The following is a 24,967-nucleotide window of genomic DNA, read 5'->3' as shown; positions in this document are numbered from 1 at the left end:
GTGAGCCGATTGACTGGTACGACCCCCGAGGCTGCGTGCGCGAATGCCCTGGCTGAGCAGTTGCAGGCGTTGGCAGTCGCGCGCGGCGTGCGCATCACCACCGCCGAGTCGTGCACCGGGGGCGGGGTGAGTGCGGCGATCACGGCGATTGCCGGTAGCTCCAGCTATTTCGATGCGGGCTACGTGACCTATTCCAATGCCACCAAGCAGCGCCTGCTGGGGGTCAGTGAGACATCGCTTGAAACATTCGGTGCCGTCTCAGAGGCGGTCGTGTGCGAGATGGTGCGGGGCGCCTGTCGCGAAAGTGGCGCTGAGCTGGGGGTGGCGATCAGCGGTGTGGCCGGCCCCGGCGGGGGAAGTGACGAGAAGCCCGTCGGCACCGTATGGCTGGCGTGGGGGAGCGAGGCGCGCCAGCAGGCACGCTGCTGTCACTTTCCCGGCGACCGGCAGGCCGTGCGCGACGCCGCGGTGCGGGAGGCATTGCAGGGCTTGATCGAGCGCGTGGAGGCCTTGCAGATCGGCACCGAAGACGCATGAGCCCGATGCAAGCCCCGCGTTGAGGGTGCTGCCTGAAAAAGCGCATCACCGGACTGGCAGAGTGACGCAACTTGCGGCATTATACTGTCCATGTATACAGGGTTTTGCCACGACACCTCAGCCGCTAGTCTGACGGTGTCTGCTCAGCTCTCAGTGATAGAATTCTCTATTCCAGGTGGCAGCCCGTGTGGCTCCGCCGTTCGACAGGAGGCCACATGGCAAAGGACGACAATCGTACCAAGGCGCTGAACGCGGCGCTGTCCCAGATCGAGCGCCAGTTCGGCAAGGGCGCCGTCATGCGCATGGGCGATGCCCCGCGTGTGGCCATCCCGTCGGTTTCCACCGGTTCTCTGGGGCTGGATATCGCACTCGGCATCGGCGGCCTGCCCTTCGGGCGCGTGGTCGAGATCTATGGCCCGGAATCCTCGGGCAAGACGACACTGACCCTCTCGGTCATCGCCCAGGCGCAGAAGCAGGGCAAGGTCTGTGCCTTCATCGATGCCGAGCACGCACTGGATCCGTCCTACGCCGAGAAGCTGGGCGTCAATCTGGACGAGATGCTGGTCTCCCAGCCGGACACCGGTGAGCAGGCGCTCGAGATCGTCGACATGCTGGTACGCTCCGGCGGCGTTGACGTCATCATCGTCGACTCCGTGGCGGCACTGACGCCGCGTGCCGAGATCGAAGGCGAGATGGGCGACTCCCACGTCGGCCTGCAGGCGCGTCTGATGTCCCAGGCGCTGCGCAAGGTGACCGGTCACATCAAGAACGCCAACTGCATGGTGGTGTTCATCAACCAGATCCGCATGAAGATCGGCGTGATGTTCGGTAGCCCCGAAACCACGACTGGCGGTAACGCACTGAAGTTCTACTCCAGTGTGCGTCTGGATATCCGTCGCACCGGTTCCGTGAAGTCCGGTGATGAAGTCACCGGTAACGAGACCCGCGTCAAGGTCGTCAAGAACAAGGTCGCGCCGCCGTTCCGTCAGGCCGAGTTCCAGATTCTCTACGGCAAGGGCATCTATCACGCCGGTGAGGTGATCGATCTGGGCGTGCAGTGTGGTCTGGTCGGCAAGTCAGGCGCCTGGTACAGCTATCAGGGCAGCAAGATCGGTCAGGGCAAGGCCAATTCCGCCCAGTACCTGGAAGACAATCCCGCCATCATGGAGGAGATTGAAACCCAGATCCGTGCCCAGTTGCTGGCAGCGCCGGAAGCCAAGGAAGAGCCGAAAGAGACCGCGGCCGCCGAGAGTGAAGACGACCTGGATATCGATCTCGACTGAGGTTCGTCCAGAAGAAAGAGCAAGAGCGCCAGCCGCCAGGCTGGCGTCATCGCACCGTGTCGTTTCCGACCCGGTGAGATGACCCCAAGGCGCCCGCCCCGATGACTCGGAGGCGGGCGCCTTGCGTTCACGTCCATCGATGTCCTTCTGCTCAACCCCGGGGAGCATGACCATGCACGATGACAGCGCTGAAATGGGTGGGCCTGAGTATCAACCGCTCGACTCAGGCGCGATGACGCCGCAACGGCGTGCGCGCAATGATGCCATCGCGCGTCTGGCGCGCCGCGAACATAGCCGCCGCGAGCTGCACGACTATCTCAAGGAGCGTGACTACCTGCGGGCGGTCAGCGATGACGAGTTGGCAGAGCGGCAAGCCGCTGGCGAGGAGGGCGCACAGGCGGCCTTGAGTCGCGATGAGGTCGAGCTGCTGATCGAGGAGGTGCTGGAGCGCATGGCCGAGGAGGGCCTGCAATCCGATGAGCGCTTTGCCGCCAGCTTCCTGCGGACGCGAGTGCTGCGCGGGCAGGGGCCGAGGCGTATCCAGCAGGAGCTGCGCCAGCGTGGTATCGATAGCGAGACGCTCAATGCCGTGATGCGTGCCGCCAGTGACCCGACGCCGGATGCCTTCGGTCATGTCGAGGCGGTGGATTTCTTCGAGCTGGCGCGCGAGACGCTGGCCAGGCGCTTCTCCGGCCCCGGCGAGGGGCACAAGGAGCGCGCACGGCGCGAGCGCTTTCTGCTCCAGCGCGGCTTCGACTATGAGCAGCTGCGCTATGCCATGGAGTCCGCCTGGAGTGATGAGGGGGAGGAAGGCTAGCTGGCGGGCGACTGTTTGGCTCTCATGACGCGCAAACCGGCGCTTCAGGACATTTCCCCCCCTTTAGCTTGCGCGAACAGGCGTTATACTAGGTCGTCTTGCGACGGCACGGGGCAGGCGCCTTCTTTCATGCTTTTCATTGCACCTCCATGCATACCCACATGGATGAATATGCAGAAACCATGCGGAAGTCATGCAGAAGACCCCCGGAGCGTCTTTACGCACATCGCTACGGAACCTCTATGAAAAGCGCAGAAATCAGAAACGCCTTCCTGACCTATTTCGAGAAGCAGGGCCATACCATCGTTCCCACCAGCTCCCTGGTGCCGAACAACGACCCGACCCTGCTGTTCACCAACGCCGGCATGGTGCCCTTCAAGGATGTCTTCCTGGGCCGTGATCCGCGTGGCTACAGCCGTGCGACCTCTGCGCAGCGCTGCGTGCGCGCCGGTGGCAAGCACAATGACCTGGACAACGTCGGCTATACCGCCCGTCACCACACCTTCTTCGAGATGCTGGGCAACTTCAGCTTCGGCGACTACTTCAAGCGCGAAGCCATCCAGTTTGCCTGGAAGTTTCTGACCGAAGAACTCGGCCTGCCGAAGGAGAAGCTGTGGGTCACCGTGCACGTCAGCGATGATGAAGCCCGTGACATCTGGTTCAACGAGGTCGGCATCGATCAGAACCGCTTCTCGCGTCTCGACGAGGACAACTTCTGGCAGATGGGCGACACCGGCCCGTGCGGCCCGTCCTCCGAGATCTTCTATGACCACGGCGAAGATGTCGCCGGTGGCCCGCCGGGCAGCCCGGACGAGGATGGCGATCGCTACATCGAGATCTGGAACCTGGTCTTCATGCAGTTCGACCGTGACGCCGAGGGCACGCTGCACCCGCTGCCCAAGCCGTCCATCGATACCGGCATGGGCCTGGAGCGTGTCGCGGCCGTGATGCAGGGCGTGCACTCCAACTACGAGATCGATCTGTTCCAGAATCTGCTGGCCGCCGCGGCCGAGATCATCGGTCACGACAACATCGCCACGCCGTCACTGCGCGTGGTGGCTGACCACATCCGCTCGTGTGCCTTCCTGATCGCCGATGGCGTGCTGCCCTCCAACGAAGGCCGTGGCTACGTGCTGCGTCGCATCATCCGTCGCGCCGTGCGTCACGGTCACAAGCTGGGGGCGCGTGGCAGCTTCTTCTACAAGCTGGTCGCGGCTCTCGACAGCGAGATGGGCGATGCCTATCCGGAACTGCGCGCCGCACGCGAGCAGATCGAACGTGTGCTGCTCAAGGAAGAAGAGCAGTTCGCGCGTACGCTGGAACATGGCATGAAGCTTCTGGAAGAAGCCATCGCTGACCTCGAGGGCAATACCCTCGACGGCGAGACCATCTTCAAGCTCTACGACACCTACGGCTTCCCGTATGACCTGACCGCCGACATCTGCCGCGAGCGCGAGCTGATCCTCGATGAGGCAGGTTTCCAGGCGGCCCTGGAAGCACAGCGTGATCGCGCCCGTGCCGCCAGCAACTTCGGCGGCGACTACTCCGCCAACCTGGTGCTGGAAGGCGAGACCGTCTTCACCGGTTACGACCAGCTGGAAGGGGAAGCCACCGTCACCTCGCTGTTCGACGCCGAAGGCAATGCCGTCGAGCAGCTCGAGGTGGACACCAAGGGCATCGTGGTGCTCGATACCACCCCGTTCTACGGCGAGTCAGGCGGCCAGGCCGGTGACACCGGTTATCTGCATCTGGATGGTGGCCGCTTCCAGGTCAGCGATACCCAGAAGCAGACCGGCCATCACCTGCACCACGGTGTGCTGATCGAAGGCGCTCTCAAGGTCGGTGACAAGGTGCGTCCGCAGGTCGATGCCGAGCTGCGCGCGGCTTCCGTGCGCAACCACTCCGCCACGCACCTGCTGCACGAAGCGCTGCGTCTGGTGCTGGGCGAGCACGTTCAGCAGAAGGGCTCGCTGGTCACGGCCGAGCGTCTGCGCTTCGACTTCAGCCACTTTGAGGCGATGACGGCCGAGCAGCTGTCCGAGGTCGAGCGCATCGTCAACGCGCAGATCCTGGCCAACGCCGAGACCACCATCGAGTTCATGAGTCTCGATGAGGCCAAGGCGCGCGGCGCAGCGGCACTCTTCGATGCCAAGTATGGTGAGGAAGTCCGCGTGCTGACCATCGGTCAGGATGCCTTCTCCATCGAGCTGTGCGGCGGGACTCACGTCAAGCGCAGCGGCGACATCGGCCAGATGCACATTCTCGCCGAGACCGGCATCGCGTCCGGCGTGCGTCGTATCGAGGCCATCACCGGTCGCGCCGCGCGTGACTTCCTGCTCGCGCAGGAAGCGACTCTGGCTCGCCTCGGTGAGCGTCTCAAGGCCAAGCCGGAGCAGGTCGAGGAGCGCGTCGGCAGCCTGCTGGAGCGCAACCGCGGCCTCGAGAAGGAGCTTGAACGCCTCAAGGCCAAGCTGGCGTCCGCTTCGGCCAGCGACATGCTCAGCGACATCGCCAATGTCCAGGGCATCAAGGTGCTGGCCAAGCAGGTCGAAGGCGTCTCCGGCAAGGAGCTGCGTGGCCTGATGGATGACCTCAAGTCCAAGCTCGGCTCCGGCATCCTGGTGCTCGGCGTCGCGGACGGTGACAAGGTCAGCCTGATCGCCGGTGTCACCGACGACCTGACCTCGCGCGTCAAGGCGGGTGACCTGGTGCGCCACGTGGCCGAGCAGGTCGGTGGCAAGGGTGGCGGTCGTGCTGACATGGCCCAGGCCGGTGGCAGTGACGCCGCCTCGCTTCCGGGCGCACTGGCCGGTGTGCCATCATGGGTAGACGCCCAGCTGGGCTGACAGTACAAGATGAAGGCCGGGCTCCTCTTGGGGAGACCCGGCCTCTTTTTGGGCTCACATGAGCTTCATGTGGGGACAACGCAAACGGACACGGATAACGGAAACGCACATGGCGCTATACGTTCAGAAGTTCGGAGGCACTTCGGTCGGCTCGGTGGAGCGGATCAAGGCCGTCGCCGAGAAGGTCAAGCGATTCCGCGATGAAGGCCATCAGATTGTCGTGGTCGTCTCTGCCATGAGTGGCGAGACCAACCGACTGATCGGTCTCGCCAGCGAGATCAATGATGACCCGACACCGCGCGAGATGGACATGCTGGTCTCCACTGGCGAGCAGGTCACCATTTCCCTGCTGGCCATGGCGCTGCAGAAGATCGGCGTCGACGCGACCTCCTACACAGGGGCGCAGGTGGGAATCCGCACCGATAGCGCGCACACCAAGGCGCGTATCCAGCACATCGATACCGATGACCTGCGTGAAGACCTCGACGATGGCAAGGTGGTCGTGGTGGCAGGCTTCCAGGGTGTCGATGAAGAGGGCAACATCACGACGCTGGGTCGTGGTGGCTCTGACACCACCGGTGTCGCCCTGGCTGCCGCACTGAAGGCGGATGAGTGCCAGATCTACACCGATGTCGATGGTGTCTATACCACTGACCCGCGCGTGTGCTCCAAGGCACGTCGTCTGGAAACGGTGACCGTCGAGGAAATGCTGGAAATGGCGAGCCTGGGCTCCAAGATCCTGCAGATCCGTTCGGTGGAATTCGCCGGCAAGTACAATGTTCCCCTGCGTGTGCTGTCTTCCTTCGAGGATGGCCCGGGTACCCTGATCGTCGCTGAGGAAGAAGACAACATGGAAGAACCGCTGATCTCCGGCATCGCCTTCAATGTCAACGAAGCCAAGCTGACTCTGCTCAACACGCCGGATATCCCGGGTGTCGCTTCCAAGATTCTGGGCCCGATCGCCGATTCCAACATCGAAATCGACATGATCGTCCAGAACGTCTCTCCGGACGGCAATACCACTGACTTCTCCTTTACCGTCGCCAAGACCGACTTCAAGGCGACCCAGCGCATCCTGACCGAGACGGTGATTCCGTCCGTCGGTGGTGGTGAGATGCGCGGTGATGACAACATCGCCAAGGTCTCGCTGGTCGGTGTCGGCATGCGTTCTCACGCGGGTGTCGCCTCCAAGATGTTCCGCGTACTGGCGGAAGAAGGCATCAATATCCGCATGGTCTCCACTTCAGAGATCAAGATTTCCGTCCTGATCGACGAGAAATTCATGGAGCTGGCGGTTCGCTCTCTGCACACCGCTTTCGGCCTGGATGCAGAAGCGATCAGCGACGAGACTGCCTGAGTCTCACCACGGAGCGTGCAGCAAGGAAGTCGTAAAGACACCGACAATCAATGACTTGGCCAAGTCGTGAAGCGTCGGTGCCCAGGCCGGGGATGTTGGTCTGGCAGACGTGCGGCACGTGAAGTCGATAGCGCCCGATGCATTTTCTGTCATTCTTCTGAATGTCAGTCTGTGCATCGGGCGCTTTCATTCAACGTGTCTATCGGGTGTGATGAAGGTATGGCATTGGCCGTCGGAGCATGCATAGCGCATAATTCGAGCTTCATGCATCAGGGTGGTCGACTTGTCCCGGTCGATCGCCGCCTCCACATCCCGTTGAAGTCCCAGCTGTTTTGAATTTCTGACAAGGAGATCAGTCATGCTCATCCTGACCCGTAGAGTGGGTGAAACTCTGATGATTGGAGACGACATCACTGTCACCGTTCTCGGAGTGAAAGGTAATCAGGTGCGTATCGGTGTGAACGCGCCCAAGGACGTTGCCGTCCATCGAGAAGAGATCTATCAGCGCATCCAGCGTGAGAAAGAAGACAATGGCGATGCCATCGCCTGACGGCATGCTGCGCCTGCACGTCGCACGACCCTGCACGACCCGATGAACGCCAGCCATTGTCCCCATGGCTGGCGTTCGCGTGTGTGGGCCTGGCGCAGGCGAGGGTGGCCCGCCTACTTCATGAACAACGGCGTACTTACTCCATGAGCAGCGGCTCATGCGGGGTGATGAGAGGGTAGCTTGTTCAAGTCTGTGTTCCGTAAGGGAAAAATTTGGCTTTTTTCTCAAAAAGGGGGAGACAAGCCGATTCTGGTTCGGTAATATGCCCGCTCCCTCGAACGAGACGCGACGACAGGCTAGCCATCGTCATGTTCTGGTTCATGCGGGGAGATTGCTTGGGGGCGCGCAGCCTCGAGCCTGTTGTCGAGTGGTGATGAGATGTTCAGCATCGAAGCCAAAAAATCGACACAGGGGCTGGACAAAGCCCAATCAAATGAGTAAGATATGCGCCGTACCTGATGAGGAGAGGTGGCCGAGTGGCTGAAGGCGCTCCCCTGCTAAGGGAGTATAGGGTTTATAGCCCTATCGAGGGTTCGAATCCCTCTCTCTCCGCCATTAGGTACAAATGCAGTAAGATGCGCCCTTAGCTCAGCTGGATAGAGTACCTGACTACGAATCAGGCGGTCGGAGGTTCGAATCCTCCAGGGCGCGCCACTGCAACGCAAGACATGAAGTTGGAAAGACGCAGTACTCGCACGATAAAGTCCTGAAGTCATTTGAAATGCTCAGGCCACAGATTTCAAGGTTTATGCGCCCTTAGCTCAGCTGGATAGAGTACCTGACTACGAATCAGGCGGTCGGAGGTTCGAATCCTCCAGGGCGCGCCAATTGAAAAACCCGCTTCACTGAAGCGGGTTTTTCTTCGTCTGAAGAAAAGTCAGGCACTGAAAGAAGCCAGGCTATTGAGCCAGGCTATGAGGCAAGATCAGCGCCGAGTGATCGCCGCCTGCACGGCCCCGATCCCCACATTGCTGATGACCTGAGTGTTCTACCGCTTTCCTTGACTGTGATGTCACGCCTTCGGGCGGACGATCGCCAGGGCGCCCTTTTCGCGAGGGGCGCCCTTTTTTTGGTTCACTGATCGGGGCAGCGAACGGATCGGGTGTTGGTCGGTGCTGATGTTCAGGTTCAGGCTCAGGCCGGGGTGGTCGCGGCTTCCGTTTCCGATGCCTGGGGCGATCCCGATGTCTGAGTCGGTTCCGGCATGCGAGTCACCGACGTCAGAAGGCTTGGCGCCAGCTCCAGCGCAGTGCCGGCCACCAGGCCGGTGAAGAACTCGGCGCGCCCCTTGTGGCGCTTGATGGCCTGGAAACGGCTTTCGGCTTCCGCGTTGCCGCTCTGGCGCATCATGTTCATCCACTGCTTGAGCAGCGGCACCATCACCTTGTCGGGGAGGTGGGCGCAGCGCTCAGCATGGGAGAGCAGCACCTGCGCACGCTGCGTCCAGTCCGTCTCGGGCAGCAGCTCTCCGGTCGCCTGCCAATGCTTGATGCGCGCCGCCAGGAAGGGGTCAGCCAGGGCGGCACGCCCCAGCATGACATCGCGACAGCCGGACAGGGAGCGCGCCCGCCAGTAGCAGTGCATATCCCAGATATCGCCATTGGCGACCACCGGAATGGAGAGCTCGGAGGTGATCTTGCCGATCCATTCCCAGTGCGCAGGTGGGCGATAGCCTTCCTGTTTGGTTCGCCCATGCACCACCAGCTGGGTCGCACCGCCTGCCTCGGCTGCCTGAGCGCAGGCCAGCGCCAGGCGCCGATCATTGAAGCCGAGACGAATCTTGGCGGTGACCGGTACGCCCGTGCCCTCGAGTGCCTTGCGCACGCCTTCCACTGCGCGGAAGACGCGTTCCGGCGAGCGCAGCAGTGCCGCGCCACCATCATGTCGATTGACGGTCTTGGCCGGGCAGCCGAAATTGATATCGACGCTTGGCGCACCCAGACGCGCAGCGACCCGGGCATTGATGCCCAGTGCCTCGGGGTCGGCCCCCAGCAGCTGCAGGGCGACCGGGGTCTCGTGTCGTGTCTGTGCCGTCTGTGTCGGGGAGGCGTCGAGCAGCTCCGGACAGATGCGCTTGAAGACGCGCGGCGGTAACTTGACGTGGGTCACGCGCACGAATTCCGTCACGCACCAGTCGTAGCCGCCAAGGCCGGTGAGACATTCGCGCGTGATGTCATCTATCACGCCTTCCATCGGCGCGATGCCGATGCGGCCGGCCCGCGCGAGGGCCTGTGGGGTCAACGATGGTGTCATTGCAATTGCCGTGGAATCAGGCACTTTAGAGCGACCAACAAGCATTGAATGCAGCTGCATGGGCATACCGACAGAGGCTATCGGCGGCGGAGCCTATCCGTCGTGCCGTGTCCGGCGTGACCGAAGACATTGGCGTTCAGCGCAGGCGCTGCGCCGTAGTGCGGCTCGATAACGAGAAAGACTCGAGGACACTGGCATGCAAGAGAATGATCTGCTCGGTGAAGGCTTGAACCTGATGGTGTTCGGGATGGGGTTCGTGTTCGTGTTTCTAAGTCTGCTGGTGGTCGCCATGATGGCGATGGCCAGGCTGGTGGATCGCTTCGCGCCTGCACCAGTGCCCGCTGCGCCAGGTGCTGCGCGGGCGCCGGCTGCCCCGGCACCTGCGGCAGAGGACGACAGCGAACTGACGGCCGTCATGGCCGCGGCGATTCACCGCTTCCGGCAGGACCAGCACCGGCACTGACGCTTTCGCAGCTTCGCCTATAGCGTCTGGGCTCTGCCGAGCGTCTGACCACTGCCGAGAATAGCAGGCGGCGATTCTATCACGAGCAGTACGGTGGGTAGACCTCCCCCCGAGTGCAATATTCTGTGTTGCAGGCCGACGCAACAGGCTGCCTGCAGCGCGCGCAGAACTCGATATCCACAATATAAAGAACAAGGGATCACTCATGGACAAGCAACCGCTGGGCATCACGGATGTGGTACTGCGCGACGCGCATCAGTCACTGTTGGCCACGCGCATGCGCCTCGATGACATGCTGCCGATCGCCGCCAAGCTGGACGACATCGGCTTCTGGTCGCTGGAGAGCTGGGGCGGCGCGACCTTCGACGCCTGCATTCGCTACCTGGGCGAAGACCCCTGGGCACGCATTCGTGCCTTGAAGGAAGCGATGCCCAAGACCCAGCAGCAGATGCTGCTGCGCGCCCAGAACCTGCTCGGCTATCGTCATTACGCCGATGATGTGGTGGATACCTTCGTCAAGCGCGCCGCGACCAGCGGTGTCGATGTCTTCCGTGTCTTCGATGCCATGAATGACCCGCGCAACCTCGAGCGTCCGCTCAAGGCGGTGCTGGATCAGGGCAAGCATGCCCAGGGCACCATCTCCTACACCGTCAGCCCCGTGCACACCCTGGAGATGTGGGTCGAGCTGGCACAGAAGATCGAGTCCATGGGTGCCCAGTCACTGGCGATCAAGGACATGGCAGGCCTGCTGACGCCGTACACCGCCTTTGAACTGGTCTCGCGCCTCAAGGCGAGCCTGTCGATCCCGATCCACATGCAGTGCCACGCCACCACCGGGCTTTCCACCGCCACGGCCCTCAAGGCCATCGAGGCGGGCATCGACAACGTCGACACCTCCATCTCTTCCATGTCGATGACCTACGGCCATAGCCCGACGGAATCCGTGGTCGCGATGCTGGCGGGAACCGAGCGCGATACCGGGCTCGATCTCGAGAAACTCGAGGATATCGCCGGCTATTTCCGCGAAGTGCGCAAGAAATACGCGGCTTTCGAAGGCAGCCTGCGCGGTATCGACTCGCGCATCCTGGTCGCGCAGGTGCCGGGTGGCATGCTCACCAACATGGAAAGCCAGCTCAAGGAGCAGGGCGCCGGTGACAAGCTGGATGACGTGCTCGCCGAGATTCCGCGTGTACGCAAGGACCTGGGCTATATCCCGCTGGTGACCCCGACCTCACAGATCGTCGGCACCCAGTCGGTGATGAACGTGATGATGGGCGAGCGCTACAAGTCGATCTCCAAGGAAGTGCAGGCGCTGCTCAAGGGCGAATATGGCGCGGCGCCGGCGCCCTTCGACAGCGAGCTTCAGTCCCGCGTGCTGGAAGGCGGCGAGCCGATCACCTGCCGCCCGGCCGACAACCTGACGCCGGAGATGGAGCGTCTGCGTGAGGAGCTCAAGGGCAAGGCCAGTGAAGAGGGCATCACCCTGGAAGGCGGCGAGCGCGAGACCGATGACGTGCTGACCTACGCGCTGTTCCCGCAGATCGGCCTCAAGTTCCTGCGCAACCGTGGCAACCCGGATGCCTTCGAGCCCGCCCCGCAGGCTGTCGATGACAAGGCGTCCAAGGCTGCAAGTGCGCCGGTCTCCAATGCTCCAGCCGTCAGTGCTCAAGCCGCGTCCAGCGGTCCGCAGACCTACACCCTGAACGTCAACGGCAAGCAGTATGTGGTCGAGGTCGCCGAAGGCGGAGACATCACCCAGGTGCAGGCCAGTGCGCCAGCGGCGCCTGCTCCGGCAGCCGCAGCGGCGGCACCTGCCGCACAGGCCGCCTCCGGTGAGCCGGTGAGTGCGCCGCTGGCGGGCAACATCTTCAAGGTCAATGTCAGTGTCGGTGACAGCGTGGCCGAAGGCGATGTGGTCATCATCCTCGAGGCGATGAAGATGGAGACCGAGATCCGTGCCCACCAGGCCGGTACCGTCTCCGCGGTGAAGGTCAAGGAAGGCGACAGTGTCAGTGTCGGCGACGTTCTGATCACCCTCTGAGCCGGTGTGTCCGGCCCGTCGTCATGCGCGGCGGGCCGGTCGGTGATGCTCCTCTGCAAGGCGACACGACATGGACAAGATACTCAACCTCTGGCACGGCTCGGGGCTCTACAACATGAGCTTCGGCCAGCTGGCGATGATCGTCATCGGCCTTGGCCTGCTTTATCTGGCGATCCGCAAGAACTTCGAACCCCTGCTGCTGGTGCCGATCGGCTTCGGCGGCATTCTGGCCAACATCCCGGAAGCCGGGCTGGCGCTGTCTGCCGCCGAGCAGGCGGCCCATCTCGGCAAGCCGGAGCTGTTGGCTTCGATGGCCAATCTGCTCAACGTCAACATCGCCAGCCTGCCGCTGGATGAGGCGCGCCACGCGGTGGAGCAGGCGCTGCATGGCGAGATTCCCGCCGCGCTCAAGCAGCAGGCCAGCAACATGGCGCTGGATGGCGGCTTCTCCAACGGCATGCTCTACAGCTTCTACAGTGTGGCGATCGCTTCCGGCATCGCGCCGCTGGTGATCTTCATGGGCGTGGGCGCGATGACGGACTTCGGCCCGCTGCTGGCCAATCCCAAGACCCTGTTCCTCGGCGCGGCGGCGCAGTTCGGCATCTTCGCGACCCTGCTGGGCGCGGTGGCGATGACCTCGATGGGCCTGATGGACTTCAGCCTGCAACAGTCGGCGGCCATCGGCATCATCGGCGGTGCGGACGGTCCGACCTCCATCTACGTCGCCAGTCTGCTGGCGCCGGAGCTGCTGGGCGCGATCGCCGTGGCGTCCTACTCCTACATGGCACTGGTGCCGATGATCCAGCCGCCGATCATGCGCGCGCTGACCACCGCCAAGGAGCGCAGCCTGGTCATGACCCAGCTGCGGCCGGTGTCCAAGACCGAGAAGATCCTGTTCCCGCTGGTGCTGCTGATCATGGTGGCGATGCTGCTGCCGGACGCCGCACCGCTGCTGGGCATGTTCTGCTTCGGTAACCTGATGCGCGAGTGTGGTGTGGTGGAGCGTCTGTCGGATACCGCCCAGAACGCACTGATCAACATCACCACCATCTTCCTGGGACTGTCAGTGGGCTCCAAGCTGCAGGCCGACAAGTTCCTGGCGGTGGAGACGCTGGGCATTCTGGCCCTCGGCGTGGTTGCCTTCGGTATCGGCACGGCCTGCGGGGTACTGATGGCCAAGCTGATGAACAAGGTCTCCAAGACACCGATCAATCCGCTGATCGGGTCGGCCGGTGTCTCGGCGGTGCCGATGGCGGCACGTGTCTCCAATAAGGTCGGGCTCGAGTACAACCCGCATAACTTCCTGCTGATGCATGCCATGGGGCCGAACGTGGCCGGCGTGATCGGCTCGGCGGTTGCCGCGGGGGTGATGATCAAGTACCTCGGCTGATCGTCTTTGCAGCACTGATACGACAACGCCCGCCATGGCTACCATGGCGGGCGTTGTCGTATCTCGGGCCTTCATCAGCGGCGCTTTATCTTGTCTCGGCCGAGGGATTTGAGGGCGTGGCAGAGACGGTGCGCTGATTCGGCTGCATGCGCGTCTGCGGGTCGTGGACGGCCTGCCAGAGGCTTAGCAGGGCGGCGCGATCGACAGGCCGGCTGGGCAGCCGCTGGCTGTCCTCGAGCCCTTGCCATTCCCCTTGGGCGCTCTGGCGTGCGAGGGCAAAGCGGAAGGGGTGATAGCCGGGTGAGCCCAGGCGTGTATCGGTCACTGCCAGCAGCGTCTCACCTTCCGGGGTCCGCTCGCGGCTCGCGCGCAGATAGGGCGCCGCGAACCAGCGCAGACGTTGGCCGTCCTCCAGCTTCGCGACCTCGGCATCCAGCGTCGGATGGCGCGGATAATCACGGCGTGCGAGAGACGCCAGCTGCGCGTCGGAGTCGAACACGCTGACCATCCATTCGTGATCCGCCTGCGGCGTGGTTGCGCTGACACGCCACAGCAGGCTGTTGAAGGGAGTCGGCTGCACCATGCGCGGAGCGTCGGCGAAGCCCTGGCTGGCCAGCAGCGGCGCCACGCGATGTTCGACCCAGCTCTTGGCGGCCAGTCCCCAGCCCAGATAGAGGCTCGAGAGCATGAGGCCCGCGCTCAACAGATGCCCGGTGCGACCACGAATCGCCACCCACAGGCCGGTGATCAGCAGCGGCAGGGTGTAGAGCGGGTCGATGATGAAGATGCTGGCCAGACTGATGGGACGGCTGGGCCACGGCCACAGCAGCTGGGTGCCGTAGGTGGTGAAGCTGTCCAGCAACGGGTGGGTGACCAGGCACAGCACGCAGTAGGCGATCAGCCGCCCACGGCCGAGGCTCGCCAGACGTGGCAGGCGCGCCAGCAGCCAGCCGAGCACGATGCCCAAAAGCGCCAGCACCGGCAGGGAATGGCTGAAGCCACGGTGATGGGTGTAATTGGCGACCGCGTCGCCGTAGTCGATCATCACGTCGAGGTCGGGCAGGGTGCCGAGTGCCGCACCGCCGAGCAGCGCATAGCGGATGGCCGCGCCGCGTTTCGGGCCGGGCAGGCGGCGAATGGCCGGCGTCATGACGGCGCCGCCAACGACGGCCCCGAGACAGATCTGGGTGAGGGAGTCCATGCGTGGGCTACCTGTGAGGAAGAAGAGAGCGGGAGGCGTGGGAGCAGGCGTCAGTCATCTGCGCGGATCGCCGCCAGGGCGCCCGGCTCGGCCCAGCGCGGGCCGGCATCCAGCACGCGTGCCTGCACCGGACAGTCATCACGATGACAGCCGGGCAGATAGCCGCAGCTCATCAGCAGCTCGTTGACGATCTCGGGGCCGGTGAAGCGGAAGGTCTTCTTGAACAGCTTGACCCAGGCTGACAGCGGTTGTGGATGGTGGGCATCCAGCCAGGCACTGAAGCTGCCGTGGGAGTCCTTGAGCTGCATCACCACGCCTGCGTTGTGGATCACGGCATTGATCTTGAGTCGGTTGCGAATGATGCCGGCATTGCTGAGCAGGCGCGCGCGGTCCTCGTCCCCGTAGGCGGCGATGCGCGCGATATCGTAATCCTCGAAGGCCTCGCGGAAGGCCGCGCGCTTCTTGAGCACCGTCAGCCAGGAGAGGCCGGCCTGATTGATCTCGAGCACGAAGCGTTCGAACAGCACCCGGTCATCGCTGACCGGAAAGCCGTATTCATGATCATGATATGGGCCATGAATCGGGTGCCGGGGAGCATTCTCGCAATAGGTGCTGGCGGTGACGACGTCGGCCATCAGTCCTCCTGTACCGCGAAGCGGCCGCTGCCGAGAAAGACGATGGCCAGGGCGCTGGTGAGGAAGAAGCCTTGCAGCTCCAGCGCCCAGCCGCCGGAGGGCGACAGGCTCAACAGCTGGCCCATGTGCGCCACGGCAAAGGCGAACAGCATGTTGGCGACCACGATCAGACCGGCGATGCGCGAGTGCACGCCGAGCACCAGCATGATGGGCGCGATGATCTCGCCAATGTAGACGCCATAGGCCACCACGCCCGGGATGCCCAGATTCTCGAGCTCGCCGGCGATCCAGCTCAGCGTGCCGCCATCACCGAGCAATTTCGAGAGGCCATGAAACAGCAACAGCAGGCCCAGCATCAGGCGCAGTATCAGCTTGCCGAGGTCGTCATTTTCGAGAAATTGCACGGTAGAGCTCCTTGCTCAGCGGTCGTCGGGCTTGCTCAGCGGTCGTCGGGATAGAAGGCGGCTGTCTCAGGCGTTGGGGTTGTCCACCAGAATGCGCGAGAAGCGCACGATCTCGGCATTGCGGTTGGACCAGCCAAGGCGCTCCCAGAAGCGATGAGCGTCATGGTTGTCGTGCAGGGTATCCAGATGCACCTTGTCGATGCCTTCGCAGGCCAAGGCTGCCAGACAGCGATCGACCAGCGTGCTGGCGATGCCCTGGCCACGCATGTCCGGCGCCGTCATCACATGCTGAAGATAGCCGCGCTTGCCATCATGGCCCGCCATGGCGCAGCCGACCAGGCGCTCATCGAGAAAGGCCAGGTGGCTCATGCCGGGATTGCGCGCCAGATAGCGGGCGACAGGGGCATGGCGGTCGGCATCGCGGATGACCACGCCCGGAGTCGCCTCCATCATGGCGATGAAGGCAGGGTGGTCTTCCGGTGTCATCGGGCGATAGGTCAAGGTTGGCATCGTGTTTCCTGGCAAGCGGCGGTCGTCGGGGATGCCATATCCTATCAGTCCCGCGGGATATCGAAATGCCCCGGCTGCGCCGCGACACGTGCCAGCCACGCCTGTATGGCGGGATAGTCATCCAGCGCGAAGCCGCCTTCATCGGCAACATGCGTATAAGCATAAAGGGAAATGTCGGCGATCGTGAATCGGTCCCCGACCAGCCAGTCATGCTCGGCGAGATGGTGCTCCATCACGCGCAGGGCACGCTTGCCGCCATCCTGCTTGGCGGCGTACTCGGCGCGGCGCTCATCGGTGAGGCCAAGGTAGCGATTGATGAAGCGGGCGGTGGCGATGTACGGCTCATGGCTGTACTGCTCGAAGAACTGCCACTGCAGCACCTTGGCGCGCAGGAAGGGGTCGCTCGGCAGGTAGTCGCTGCCATCGGCGAGGTAATTCAGGATGGCATTCGACTCTGACAGTGTCTCGCCGCGATGCAGCTCCAGCAGCGGAATCTTGCCATTGACGTTGCGGGTCAGGAATTCCGGCGTGCGGGTGTCGCCGGCCAGAATATCGACCTCGATGTAGTGATGATGGCGTTCGAGCAGGTGCAGCAGCAGCTCGACCTTGTAGCAGTTGCCGGAGCGGCGATCACCGTAGAGTGTCAGCATGCAGGGAGCGTCCTGTGCGAGCGTGGAATTGGCGTCTCGACAGTCTAGCCAACCTCGCCTGCATGAACAGTGATTATTCGAACAGTGTTCGATGCTCCGGTGTCATTCGCGTGCTCCAGGCGCAGGCTGTGGATCAGCCGAGGATCATCACCACGCAGGAAGCGGTCAGCACGCCCATCACGCGGTTGAAGATCTTCCAGGCGCGCTCGGTATTCAGCAGACGCCCGATGGCGGTCCCGAAGCCCGCCCACAGCGAGATGCACGGCAGCGCGACCAGTTCCGCGAAGCCTGCCAGCAATACGGCGTTGAGCAGTGCCGGGCCTTCCTCGGGCAGAAAGCTTGCCATCAGCGCCATGCCCATCACCCAGGCCTTGGGATTGGCGAACTGGAACAGGCACGCCGCGAGGAAGGTCATCGGACGCGCATCCTGCTGGCTGGCGAAGTCAGGGGGCGGAGCGGTGGCGATCTTCCAGGCCAGGTAGAGCAGGTAGGCACTGCCCAGCACCTTCAGCAGCGTCTGCACGATGGGATAACGCTCGAAGACCAGCCCCAGCCCCAGCGCGATGGCGATGAACAGCACCAGGCAGCCGATCAGGATGCCGAAGATATGCGGTAGGGTGCGCCAGTAACCATAGTTGGCCCCCGAGGCCGTCAACATCACGTTGTTGGGGCCGGGTGTCAGGGTCATCGACAGCATGAAAAGCGTGGCGGGGGCCAGAAAGGCGAGGGATTCCATGGGTGTCCTTCAGCGTGGTGGGCGTTGTCGAGGTGGCGTGTCTGATTGTATGGATTCAATTTTCGGATGCCGGCACATTCCTGTGTTTTGTGGCTTGTTGGCGGCATGTTTTGAGCATAATCTGATGACAATTACCGTCAACAGGTTTTTTGTCACCATGACAATGTGGATTCCGACCCTGGACCCCGCCATGCCGCGTTACCGTGCGCTGGCGGAGGCCATCCGTCTCGATATCGCCGCGGGCCAACTCAAGGAAGGCGAGCGACTGCCGCCTCAACGGCGGCTGGCGGATGCGCTGGGCGTGACCATCGGCACGGTGACGCGAGGCTACGCCGAGGCCGAGCGGAGTGGCCTGGTGTCGGCGCGTGTCGGGAGCGGCACCTACATCAACGGCGCCACCCGGAGCGCGCATGGATCCTTCAGCAGCTTCGGGCATGCTCTGCGTGCCAGCAAGGCCTATGGATTGGCGCCAGAACAGGAGGGCGCGCTGCCGGCATCCGGCGTGATCGATCTCACCATGAGCCTGCCACCGCCTCACCCCGCGCGGCAGCAGGGAATGGCGGCGGCGCTGACCGCGATCAGCCAGTCACCCGAGGCCTTGCTGCGCAGTGTCGAGTATCAGAATGAATTCGGCGACGGCAGCCACCGGCAGTTGCTGGCGAGCTGGATGGGCGAGCTCGGCATGCCGGTCGACCCCGAGGAGCTGATGCTGACCCAGGGCGGCCAGAATGGCATCACGCTGGCGCTGTCGGCGCTGCTGGCGCCCGGAGATGCCGTGGTCACCGGCGCGCTGACCTATCCCGGCTTGATCGTCGCCAGCGCCGAACGTGGCCTCAAGCTGTTGCGGGTGCCGCTGGATGATGACGGCATGGATGTCGAGGCACTGGCGCGGCTGTGTCGTCAGCAGGCACCCAGAATGGTCTATGTGATGGCCGAGCAGAACAATCCGGGCGCGGCGCAGTTGTCTCATGCACGGCGCGAGGCCCTGGTCGCCCTCGCACGCCAGCATGACTTCTGGATTCTGGAAGATGGGGTGCAATATCTGCCCGACGAGGAGTGCGGTACGCGGCTCTATCAGATGGCGCCGGAGCGCACCCTGTATGTCTTCAGCACCTCCAAGTTGCTGGCTGGCGGCCTGCGCCTGGGCGTATTGCGGGCGCCGGTGGAGGTACTGACCCGCATCGGCGCAGTGCTGCGCAGCCACAGCTGGATGGTGGCGCCGCTGTTGATGGAGACGGTCTGCGCCTGGCTGACCAGCGGCAACGCGACACAGCTGGTGGAGTGGCAGATGGAGGAGATGCGCGCGCGCCAGCGACTGGCCCGCACGCTGCTGGCGGAGTGGTCGCCGGCGGCGCGGCCGTCCTCGTTCGATCTGTGGCTCGAGTTGCCCGAAGGGCAACGCAGTCAGGCGATGGTCGCGTCATTGGCCGAGCGGGGGGTGCACGTCACCAGCGCCGAGCCCTTCTGTGTCGGCAATGAGCCGCCACCGCAGGCCATCCGGCTGTGCCTGAGCGCTGCCGAGAGCCGTGAGGCGCTGACCCACGCGCTGGAAATCGTGCGCGAGCAGCTGCAGGCGCCGCCTGCGCTGCGCCCCATGACGCTCTAGCACATCGCCGCTCTCACTCCCGGCGGGTGCCGGACTCCTGCGCCAATCGGGCCTGCTTGAGCGGCACGCCCCAGCGATAGCCGCCGAGTCCGCCATCGCCGCGTACCACACGATGGCAAGGCGTCAGCAGAGCCAGCGGATTGGCGCCACAGGCATTGGCGACGGCGCGGCTGGCGGTCGGTCGCTCGAGCGCCTCGGCCAGCTGGCGGTAGGTCAGGGTATCGCCACTCACGGTGGCGTTGAGCCGCTGCCAGACGCTCAATTGAAAGGCGGTGCCACGCACATCCAGCGGCAGTTCGAGCAGCAGCGCATGGCTGGTCTCCGGTTGCTCACACAGAGCGAGCAACCGTGCCCCCAGTGAGGCATGCAGCAGGCGACTGGCCGCGTGACCGCTGCCGTCCTGCTCGTCTGTCTCTGTCTCCATCTGCTGCCAATTGGCTTTGGGCAGGCGTGCTTCCAGCGCCTGCTGGCCCGCCTCACGACTGTCGCTGAGCTGAATGACGACCACGCCACGCGCGCTGAGTCCTGCGCTCAGCCAGCAGGACTGCTCCGGTATCCCGAAGCGACACGGCCAATGCAGGGCCAGCAGGTCTTCTCCCTTGCCGCCGGAGCGGCGGGCACTGGGCGTGATGCCGTCCCTGCGCGCATAGGCGCGGCTGCTGGAGCGATAGCCGGCGGCGATGATCGCCTCGGTCACGCCATGGCCTTCCTCCAGCAGCGCATGGAACTGCATCTGACGCAGACCCGCCGAGTACTCGGAAGGTGACAGGCCCAGCAGCGCCGTGAAGCGGCGCTGAAGATGCGAGGCACTTATCCCGTGCTCCGCCGCCAGGCTTGCGAGTGTCGGGGTGGGCTCGCCTGCGGCGACGGCCCGCTCCAGCTGCCGACACACCGCCAGCGGCCAGGGCGAGACGGGGGCTGGGGCAGCTTCTACAGATGTCGAGCGGGCGGCAGTGGAGGCGCGTGAAAGTGGTGTGTTCGATTCCGGCATCGTCGGTGCTCCAGGCGTGGCCCTGACGGGATGGCGAGCCTGCTTGTCGGCGTGAGGGCGATCAGGCTTTTCGGACTGCTCAGGATGACAGCGCCGACAGGCGCGCATGCCTGCGGCTCGCGCCGCGTGGGCGTCGGCAAACAGGCGCAGGTTGTCGCGGCGTGGCGCCGGGGATGGGCAGCCGATGCGACAGAAGATGCCAGTGGTGATCACGCCGTAGCGCAGTGCCTCCCCGGCGATCGGGTGGCGCGCCAGCAGGCGCTGCCAGATGGCCTCATCGCACCCTTGAGCGTCGCCAGCGGCAGGTGGTGCCGTCATGCCTGCCGCTGTCTTTTCGCCGGACACTGATGTCATCGTTCATCTCGCTGTGCAAGGTTCACGATCAGTATCGCCATCCGCTCGGGGCGGTGCACTCCGTATCTTGTGCTGACTGTCAGGATTGCGCTCGCAGCGCTTGCCGGGAGTCGCTCAGAACTCGATGGATTCCTGGCGCTTCTCTTCTTCTTCGGCCTGCTTGCGCAGCTTCTTGCGGATGGCGGCCTTGTGGAAGCGCAGCTTCTGTTCCTGGGTTTCCAGGTTGAGTGGCGGCACCGGCACCGGCTGGCCGTTGGAGTCGACCGCGACCATGGTCAGATAGCAGCTGTTGGTATGGCGAATCAGGCGACCCTGGATGGATTCGGCGACCACCTTGATACCGATTTCCATCGAGGAGCGGCCGACATGATTGACCGAGGCCAGGAAGGTCACCAGCTCGCCGACGTGGATCGGCTGCTTGAAGCGCACCTGATCGACCGAGAGAGTGACGACGTAGCTGCCGCTGTAGCGACTGGCACAGGCGTAGGCGACTTCATCCAGCTTCTTGAGGATGGCGCCACCGTGCACCTTGCCGCTGAAGTTGGCCATGTCGGGGGTCATCAGCTCGGTCATGATCAACTGATGCTGGCCGGGCAGAGCTTCGTTGAGGGCGGTCTGTTCTGGCTGGTTCTCGCTCATTGGGGCGTCCTTCAGGCACGGGCCTGTCAGGTGAGTGGGAGCTGTCAGGGGCTCTCAGGTGAAGCAATGGCTCTGGCTTGCCGCGCAGAGAGGGATAATGGCTAGTCTGCGGGATTCGTGACATCTTGGCACCCCGTGAGCGGCATATCAGCTATCTATAAACGACCTTGCCCCCACAGTCACCTGTGGGGGCAAGGAAGCTTGCGGGGTTATCGGTAAGGCTACTGAATCGCTGGCTGAAAAGGCTAGCTGACGCCGCCGTCAGGCAGGTATCAGAGCAGCGTCAGACCCAGCGAGATGATGATGCCGGTCACCAGCAGCTGCACCAGACAGAAGCCCATGATGTCCTTGGCCTTGAGGCCGGCGATGGCTAGCACCGGCAATGCCCAGAAGGGCTGCAGCATGTTGGTCCAGGCATCGCCCCAGGCGACGGCCATGGCAACGCGTGACAGGTCGGCACCCAATGCCTGGGCGGCGGGAATCATGACCGGTGCCTGCACGGCCCACTGACCGCCACCGGAGGGCACGAACAGATTGACGATACCGGCACTGATGAAGGACCAGAACGGCAGGCTGTCGGCGGTGGCAATCGACACGAAGCCTTCGGACAGCGTGGCGGCCAGCCCCGACTGCACCATGATCGCCATGATGCCGGCGTAGAAGGGGAACTGGATGACGATGCCTGCGCCGCCCTTGATGGCTTCATTCAGGCTGTCCAGCAGCTTGCGCGGCGTGCCATGCAGCACGATGGCCAGGAACAGGAAGCTGAAGTTGATCACGTTCAGGTTCAGTCCGCCGCCACGAATCACGAAGTGATCCACCAGCCAGGCGAGGCCGAACAGCCCGACGACCCAGGCGAGAATCGGCGAGTTCTCGAGACGCTCGGCGGGACGAGGCTGGTCGCTGATCTCGGTGTGCTTCTCCTCGAGCAGGGCCGGGTCCACGTACACGCTTTCCTTCTCGAAGGGCATCATGGCGCGATTGACCAGCGGCATGATGATCAAGAGCGCCGCGACGATGGCGATATTGAAGAAGGCGAAGATGGTGTCCGAGGTGGGCACGATGCCGATGCTGTCCTCGGTGAAGTGGCCCGCGGTGGCGATGGTCAGCGGAATCGAGCCCGAGATGCCCGCATGCCAGATCACGAAACCGGAGTAGGCACTGGCGATCAGCAGGCGGTAATCGACCTTGATCATTTTGGCCAGCTGCTTGGCGAACAGTGCCCCGATGACCAGCCCGAAGCCCCAGTTGATCCAGCTGGCGATCAGCGACACGAAGGTGACCAGCATGATGGCGCTGCCGGGCGTTCTGGCCAGCGAGGCGATGCTGGCCAGGCCTTTCTTCACCGGCGGGGTGTTGGCGAGCATGAAGCCTGAGATCAACACCAGCAGCATCTGCATCGAGAAGGTCAGCAGATTCCAGAAGCCATCGCCCCAATAGCGCATCACCTCGGTGGGGGAGCGCTGTTCGATGAGCATGGCGGCTGCCGCTGCAACGACGGTCAGCAACAAGACGAAGATATAGGGGTCAGGCAGATAGCGCTCAACCAGCTTGACGGCTGGCCGTGATAGCGATTGCAGCATGTGAGAGTCCCTGTTGGCTTTTTATCAGTATGGGAAACGGGTTGGCACGCTCACATTAGTCCATTCGCTATCAGGAGAATATCGCGCGATGGTCGAGTGGCACGCCAATGCCAGCGGCAAGCCTTTCAGCGCTGCATCAACCTGCTGGAGGCGTCAACTGGCATGGCATCAGCGCCAATGATGGCGGCGATGATGCAGGTAGTAGCCGCCGAGCACGGCAGAGCGCACGCTGGTGAACAGCAGGAAGGCCAGCCACAGTCCATGATTGCCGAAGCCTTCGAGCAGCGGCCACAGGCCGATGAAGGCCAGCAGGGACACCACCAGCGTATTGCGCATTTCACGCGTCGCCGTGGCGCCGATGAAGATGCCGTCCAGCAGGTAGCTCCACACCGCGACCAGGGGCATGGCGACCATCCAGGGCAGATAGACGGTGGCCAGGGCGCGGACTTCGGGAATGTCGGTCAGCAGGTGGATCAACGCCGGCCCGCAGAGCCAGAGCAGGCCGCTGGCCGCTGTCGCGGTGATCAAGGAGAAGCGGGTTGCCGCGCCCACGCTGCGCGCGAAGCGTTGCCAGTCGTTCTGGCCGACGGCTCGCCCGACCTCTGATTCCGCCGCCTGGGCGAAGCCATCCAGTGCATAGGACGTCATCATCACGAACTGCAGCAACACCGCATTGGCCGCCAGAACATCATCCCCGAAGCTGGCACCCTGCGAGGTGAAATAGGCCGTCGCGCCCAGCAGGCACAGGGTGCGCACGAACAGATGCTGATTGACGCGGATCAGCGCGCCCCAGGCGGGGAGAGACAGCAGCGCTGCGCGATCACTGCGCCCCGGCATGCGTCTGAGCTGGCGGGCGACCAGCCACAGGCCCGTGGCCAGCGCACAGTAGTCGGCGATCACGCTGGCCAGCGCCACGCCATCGCTGGTCATGCCCAGCCCGGGCACGAAGGCCAGGTCGAGCAGGATGTTGACGCCATTGGTCAGCACGAGGATGCCGAGCGTGACGCGCGAATTACCAAGCCCCAGGAACCAGCCCAGAATCACGTAGTTGATCAGCACCGCCGGCGCCGACCACAGCCGGATGCTGGCGTAGTCATGGGCCAGGGCGCGCGTGGTCTCGCTGGCCTCCATCAGCGATAGTCCCAGGGTGATCAGCGGCGAGCCGGCGATGATCAACACCAGCCCTATGGCGAGTGCCAGCCCGATGCCCTGGCCCAGCAAGGTACGCAGGCCATCGTGGTCTTCACGGCCATGGGCCTGTGCCGTCATGCCTGTCGTGCCCATGCGCAGGAACCCGAAGCCCCAGTACAGAAAGCTGAAGAGGACCGCGCCCAGCGTGACCGCGCCCAGATACACCGCATCCTCGAGATGCCCGACCACGGCGGTATCCACCAGCCCCAGCAACGGCACGGAAATGTTGGAAAGGATGATGGGCCAGGCCAGGCGCCACATATGGCGATCGGCGGAAGGCAGTGTGGCGGTCTTCAGGGAAGGTGCGGGCATGTTGGGTCCGAATGAGGGGTGAAGGTAACGTCAGCCGGGAGCGGTCGCGTTGATCAGGATAAGGCCTGGCAGGGCTGGGCGTAATGGCGCTGGAGCGCTAATCTAGTTCTGGTGACTTGATGGCAAGGCCTGCCATGCGCCAGCAGAGAGCTCCACTGGCGCGAAGACCCATAACAGGGACGCATGGAGCGTCCGGACGCAAGGGAACTGACTATGAAACGCACGATTCTTCAGCGAAGCACGCGATTGCGCACTGGGCTTGCAGCAGCTGGCATGACGCTGGTGCTGGCGACGCCGGTGCAGGCCATCGAGCTGCCCAGCGAGCAGGGTGACGACACACCCAGCGCAGGCATGATGGTGGCCGATGCCCTTATCGGGCGTCCACTGTTGCTGGCCACGACCGTCGTCGGTGCTGCCATCTTTGTCGTGTCGGCTCCCTTCGCGGCCATGGGGCAGAATATCGATGAGACGGCGCGCGTACTGGTCGCGACTCCGGCGCAGGCGACCTTCGCTCGCTGCCTCGGCTGCAAGACCACGCGTGTCGATTGGGATTGAGGATGTCCTGATCGCGGCTGGTGAGCACGCGCCGCTCATGGCTGGACACGACAACGCCGACCT

The 24,967-nt window shown here is 63.6% G+C and carries 22 protein-coding genes and 3 tRNA genes; 14 read left to right on the top strand and 11 right to left on the bottom strand.

Annotation, left to right across the window (positions count from 1 at the left end; translation table 11 throughout):
- The 9 genes from CLAM6_RS15625 to CLAM6_RS15585 all read left to right on the top strand — a co-directional run bounded on the left by CLAM6_RS15625 (nucleotide 1) and on the right by CLAM6_RS15585 (nucleotide 8,217).
- Nucleotides 1–537: a CinA family protein gene (locus tag CLAM6_RS15625; RefSeq protein ID WP_404813635.1), complete on the top strand. Its 537-nt coding sequence runs from the start codon at nucleotides 1–3 to the stop codon at nucleotides 535–537.
- A 215-nt stretch (nucleotides 538–752) separates the two neighbouring features.
- Nucleotides 753–1,820 carry a recombinase RecA gene (gene recA / locus CLAM6_RS15620; protein WP_043332943.1) on the top strand — a complete coding sequence of 356 codons (1,068 nt, stop codon included), beginning with the start codon at nucleotides 753–755 and terminating at the stop codon, nucleotides 1,818–1,820.
- A gap of 172 nt (nucleotides 1,821–1,992) precedes the next feature.
- Nucleotides 1,993–2,637 (top strand): regulatory protein RecX, encoded by a 645-nt coding sequence (locus CLAM6_RS15615; protein WP_378080276.1) that lies wholly within the window; start codon nucleotides 1,993–1,995, stop codon nucleotides 2,635–2,637.
- Nucleotides 2,638–2,879: 242 nt separating this feature from the next.
- The gene (gene alaS / locus CLAM6_RS15610; RefSeq protein WP_153636586.1) at nucleotides 2,880–5,483 is read left to right on the top strand and encodes an alanine--tRNA ligase; all 2,604 of its coding nucleotides are present in this window, start codon (nucleotides 2,880–2,882) and stop codon (nucleotides 5,481–5,483) included.
- Nucleotides 5,484–5,592: 109 nt separating this feature from the next.
- The gene (locus tag CLAM6_RS15605) at nucleotides 5,593–6,840 is read left to right on the top strand and encodes an aspartate kinase (protein ID WP_043332939.1); all 1,248 of its coding nucleotides are present in this window, start codon (nucleotides 5,593–5,595) and stop codon (nucleotides 6,838–6,840) included.
- A gap of 358 nt (nucleotides 6,841–7,198) precedes the next feature.
- Nucleotides 7,199–7,390: a carbon storage regulator CsrA gene (gene csrA / locus CLAM6_RS15600; protein ID WP_043332937.1), complete on the top strand. Its 192-nt coding sequence runs from the start codon at nucleotides 7,199–7,201 to the stop codon at nucleotides 7,388–7,390.
- Between the two features lie 462 nt (nucleotides 7,391–7,852).
- A tRNA-Ser gene (locus tag CLAM6_RS15595) sits at nucleotides 7,853–7,945 on the top strand.
- Nucleotides 7,946–7,967: 22 nt separating this feature from the next.
- A tRNA-Arg gene (locus CLAM6_RS15590) sits at nucleotides 7,968–8,044 on the top strand.
- Nucleotides 8,045–8,140: 96 nt separating this feature from the next.
- Nucleotides 8,141–8,217, top strand: a tRNA-Arg gene (locus tag CLAM6_RS15585).
- Nucleotides 8,218–8,524: 307 nt separating this feature from the next.
- On the opposite strand, the gene CLAM6_RS15580 is transcribed toward CLAM6_RS15585, so the two are convergent.
- Entirely contained in the window at nucleotides 8,525–9,583 is a 1,059-nt protein-coding gene (locus CLAM6_RS15580; protein WP_153636994.1) for a tRNA dihydrouridine synthase, read from the bottom strand.
- A 256-nt stretch (nucleotides 9,584–9,839) separates the two neighbouring features.
- Here CLAM6_RS15580 and CLAM6_RS15575 point away from each other — a divergent pair, with 256 nt between their 5' ends.
- The 3 genes from CLAM6_RS15575 (at nucleotide 9,840) to CLAM6_RS15565 (ending at nucleotide 13,537) form a co-directional block, all read left to right on the top strand.
- Nucleotides 9,840–10,106: an OadG family protein gene (locus CLAM6_RS15575; RefSeq protein ID WP_153636585.1), complete on the top strand. Its 267-nt coding sequence runs from the start codon at nucleotides 9,840–9,842 to the stop codon at nucleotides 10,104–10,106.
- 205 nt (nucleotides 10,107–10,311) lie between these two features.
- The gene (gene oadA / locus CLAM6_RS15570) at nucleotides 10,312–12,147 is read left to right on the top strand and encodes a sodium-extruding oxaloacetate decarboxylase subunit alpha (protein WP_153636584.1); all 1,836 of its coding nucleotides are present in this window, start codon (nucleotides 10,312–10,314) and stop codon (nucleotides 12,145–12,147) included.
- A gap of 70 nt (nucleotides 12,148–12,217) precedes the next feature.
- Nucleotides 12,218–13,537: a sodium ion-translocating decarboxylase subunit beta gene (locus tag CLAM6_RS15565; protein WP_131432760.1), complete on the top strand. Its 1,320-nt coding sequence runs from the start codon at nucleotides 12,218–12,220 to the stop codon at nucleotides 13,535–13,537.
- A gap of 85 nt (nucleotides 13,538–13,622) precedes the next feature.
- Here CLAM6_RS15565 and CLAM6_RS15560 read toward each other — a convergent pair whose 3' ends face one another.
- From CLAM6_RS15560 to CLAM6_RS15535, 6 genes are all read right to left on the bottom strand, one after another.
- Nucleotides 13,623–14,738: a metal-dependent hydrolase gene (locus CLAM6_RS15560; protein WP_153636583.1), complete on the bottom strand. Its 1,116-nt coding sequence runs from the start codon at nucleotides 14,736–14,738 to the stop codon at nucleotides 13,623–13,625.
- 50 nt (nucleotides 14,739–14,788) lie between these two features.
- Complete coding sequence (locus CLAM6_RS15555) at nucleotides 14,789–15,373, bottom strand: DNA-3-methyladenine glycosylase I (RefSeq protein WP_153636582.1); 585 nt, start codon at nucleotides 15,371–15,373, stop codon at nucleotides 14,789–14,791.
- Nucleotides 15,373–15,777 carry a DoxX family protein gene (locus CLAM6_RS15550; RefSeq protein ID WP_242007701.1) on the bottom strand — a complete coding sequence of 135 codons (405 nt, stop codon included), beginning with the start codon at nucleotides 15,775–15,777 and terminating at the stop codon, nucleotides 15,373–15,375. Before CLAM6_RS15550 ends, CLAM6_RS15555 begins: the two co-directional genes overlap by 1 nt.
- Nucleotides 15,778–15,843: 66 nt before the next feature.
- On the bottom strand, nucleotides 15,844–16,287 hold the full coding sequence (locus tag CLAM6_RS15545; protein WP_153636581.1) for a GNAT family N-acetyltransferase: 444 nt from the start codon (nucleotides 16,285–16,287) through the stop codon (nucleotides 15,844–15,846).
- A gap of 44 nt (nucleotides 16,288–16,331) precedes the next feature.
- A complete protein-coding gene (locus tag CLAM6_RS15540) occupies nucleotides 16,332–16,937 on the bottom strand; it encodes a glutathione S-transferase family protein (RefSeq protein WP_153636580.1) in 606 nt (201 codons plus the stop codon).
- Between the two features lie 133 nt (nucleotides 16,938–17,070).
- The gene (locus tag CLAM6_RS15535) at nucleotides 17,071–17,673 is read right to left on the bottom strand and encodes a LysE family translocator (RefSeq protein WP_043332923.1); all 603 of its coding nucleotides are present in this window, start codon (nucleotides 17,671–17,673) and stop codon (nucleotides 17,071–17,073) included.
- A 157-nt stretch (nucleotides 17,674–17,830) separates the two neighbouring features.
- Between CLAM6_RS15535 and CLAM6_RS15530 the strand changes: the two genes are divergently transcribed.
- Nucleotides 17,831–19,279: an aminotransferase-like domain-containing protein gene (locus CLAM6_RS15530; RefSeq protein WP_153636579.1), complete on the top strand. Its 1,449-nt coding sequence runs from the start codon at nucleotides 17,831–17,833 to the stop codon at nucleotides 19,277–19,279.
- Between the two features lie 13 nt (nucleotides 19,280–19,292).
- On the opposite strand, the gene CLAM6_RS15525 is transcribed toward CLAM6_RS15530, so the two are convergent.
- The 4 genes from CLAM6_RS15525 to CLAM6_RS15510 form a co-directional block, all read right to left on the bottom strand.
- Complete coding sequence (locus CLAM6_RS15525) at nucleotides 19,293–20,624, bottom strand: methylated-DNA--[protein]-cysteine S-methyltransferase (RefSeq protein ID WP_153636578.1); 1,332 nt, start codon at nucleotides 20,622–20,624, stop codon at nucleotides 19,293–19,295.
- A 114-nt stretch (nucleotides 20,625–20,738) separates the two neighbouring features.
- Nucleotides 20,739–21,263 carry an acyl-CoA thioesterase gene (locus CLAM6_RS15520; RefSeq protein ID WP_043332919.1) on the bottom strand — a complete coding sequence of 175 codons (525 nt, stop codon included), beginning with the start codon at nucleotides 21,261–21,263 and terminating at the stop codon, nucleotides 20,739–20,741.
- 272 nt (nucleotides 21,264–21,535) lie between these two features.
- Entirely contained in the window at nucleotides 21,536–22,846 is a 1,311-nt protein-coding gene (locus CLAM6_RS15515) for a short-chain fatty acid transporter (RefSeq protein WP_153636577.1), read from the bottom strand.
- Nucleotides 22,847–23,014: 168 nt separating this feature from the next.
- Complete coding sequence (locus CLAM6_RS15510) at nucleotides 23,015–24,349, bottom strand: MATE family efflux transporter (RefSeq protein ID WP_153636576.1); 1,335 nt, start codon at nucleotides 24,347–24,349, stop codon at nucleotides 23,015–23,017.
- Nucleotides 24,350–24,622: 273 nt separating this feature from the next.
- Between CLAM6_RS15510 and CLAM6_RS15505 the strand changes: the two genes are divergently transcribed.
- Complete coding sequence (locus CLAM6_RS15505) at nucleotides 24,623–24,904, top strand: hypothetical protein (RefSeq protein ID WP_234368090.1); 282 nt, start codon at nucleotides 24,623–24,625, stop codon at nucleotides 24,902–24,904.
- Nucleotides 24,905–24,967: the final 63 nt, after the last annotated feature.

Origin of the sequence: Cobetia sp. AM6, from assembly GCF_009617955.1 — a bacterium.
GTDB classification, from domain to species: Bacteria; Pseudomonadota; Gammaproteobacteria; order Pseudomonadales; family Halomonadaceae; genus Cobetia; species Cobetia amphilecti.
The sequence above is the reverse complement of the archived record's forward strand: the minus strand, read 5'-3'. Positions and strand labels throughout refer to the sequence as shown.

Bases quoted from the DNA above. Each gene is read 5' to 3' on its own strand.
- CLAM6_RS15565 (WP_131432760.1), top strand. From the start codon at position 12,218: ATGGACAAGATACTCAACCTCTGGCACGGCTCGGGGCTCTACAACATG.
- CLAM6_RS15520 (WP_043332919.1), bottom strand. From the start codon at position 21,263: ATGAGCGAGAACCAGCCAGAACAGACCGCCCTCAACGAAGCTCTGCCC.
- CLAM6_RS15555 (WP_153636582.1), bottom strand. From the start codon at position 15,373: ATGGCCGACGTCGTCACCGCCAGCACCTATTGCGAGAATGCTCCCCGG.
- CLAM6_RS15530 (WP_153636579.1), top strand. From the start codon at position 17,831: ATGACAATGTGGATTCCGACCCTGGACCCCGCCATGCCGCGTTACCGT.
- recA (WP_043332943.1), top strand. From the start codon at position 753: ATGGCAAAGGACGACAATCGTACCAAGGCGCTGAACGCGGCGCTGTCC.
- CLAM6_RS15615 (WP_378080276.1), top strand. From the start codon at position 1,993: ATGCACGATGACAGCGCTGAAATGGGTGGGCCTGAGTATCAACCGCTC.
- CLAM6_RS15605 (WP_043332939.1), top strand. From the start codon at position 5,593: ATGGCGCTATACGTTCAGAAGTTCGGAGGCACTTCGGTCGGCTCGGTG.
- CLAM6_RS15515 (WP_153636577.1), bottom strand. From the start codon at position 22,846: ATGCTGCAATCGCTATCACGGCCAGCCGTCAAGCTGGTTGAGCGCTAT.
- CLAM6_RS15540 (WP_153636580.1), bottom strand. From the start codon at position 16,937: ATGCTGACACTCTACGGTGATCGCCGCTCCGGCAACTGCTACAAGGTC.
- CLAM6_RS15535 (WP_043332923.1), bottom strand. From the start codon at position 17,673: ATGGAATCCCTCGCCTTTCTGGCCCCCGCCACGCTTTTCATGCTGTCG.
- CLAM6_RS15580 (WP_153636994.1), bottom strand. From the start codon at position 9,583: ATGGAAGGCGTGATAGATGACATCACGCGCGAATGTCTCACCGGCCTT.
- CLAM6_RS15575 (WP_153636585.1), top strand. From the start codon at position 9,840: ATGCAAGAGAATGATCTGCTCGGTGAAGGCTTGAACCTGATGGTGTTC.
- alaS (WP_153636586.1), top strand. From the start codon at position 2,880: ATGAAAAGCGCAGAAATCAGAAACGCCTTCCTGACCTATTTCGAGAAG.
- oadA (WP_153636584.1), top strand. From the start codon at position 10,312: ATGGACAAGCAACCGCTGGGCATCACGGATGTGGTACTGCGCGACGCG.
- csrA (WP_043332937.1), top strand. From the start codon at position 7,199: ATGCTCATCCTGACCCGTAGAGTGGGTGAAACTCTGATGATTGGAGAC.
- CLAM6_RS15560 (WP_153636583.1), bottom strand. From the start codon at position 14,738: ATGGACTCCCTCACCCAGATCTGTCTCGGGGCCGTCGTTGGCGGCGCC.
- CLAM6_RS15545 (WP_153636581.1), bottom strand. From the start codon at position 16,287: ATGCCAACCTTGACCTATCGCCCGATGACACCGGAAGACCACCCTGCC.
- CLAM6_RS15510 (WP_153636576.1), bottom strand. From the start codon at position 24,349: ATGCCCGCACCTTCCCTGAAGACCGCCACACTGCCTTCCGCCGATCGC.
- CLAM6_RS15525 (WP_153636578.1), bottom strand. From the start codon at position 20,624: ATGACATCAGTGTCCGGCGAAAAGACAGCGGCAGGCATGACGGCACCA.
- CLAM6_RS15505 (WP_234368090.1), top strand. From the start codon at position 24,623: ATGACGCTGGTGCTGGCGACGCCGGTGCAGGCCATCGAGCTGCCCAGC.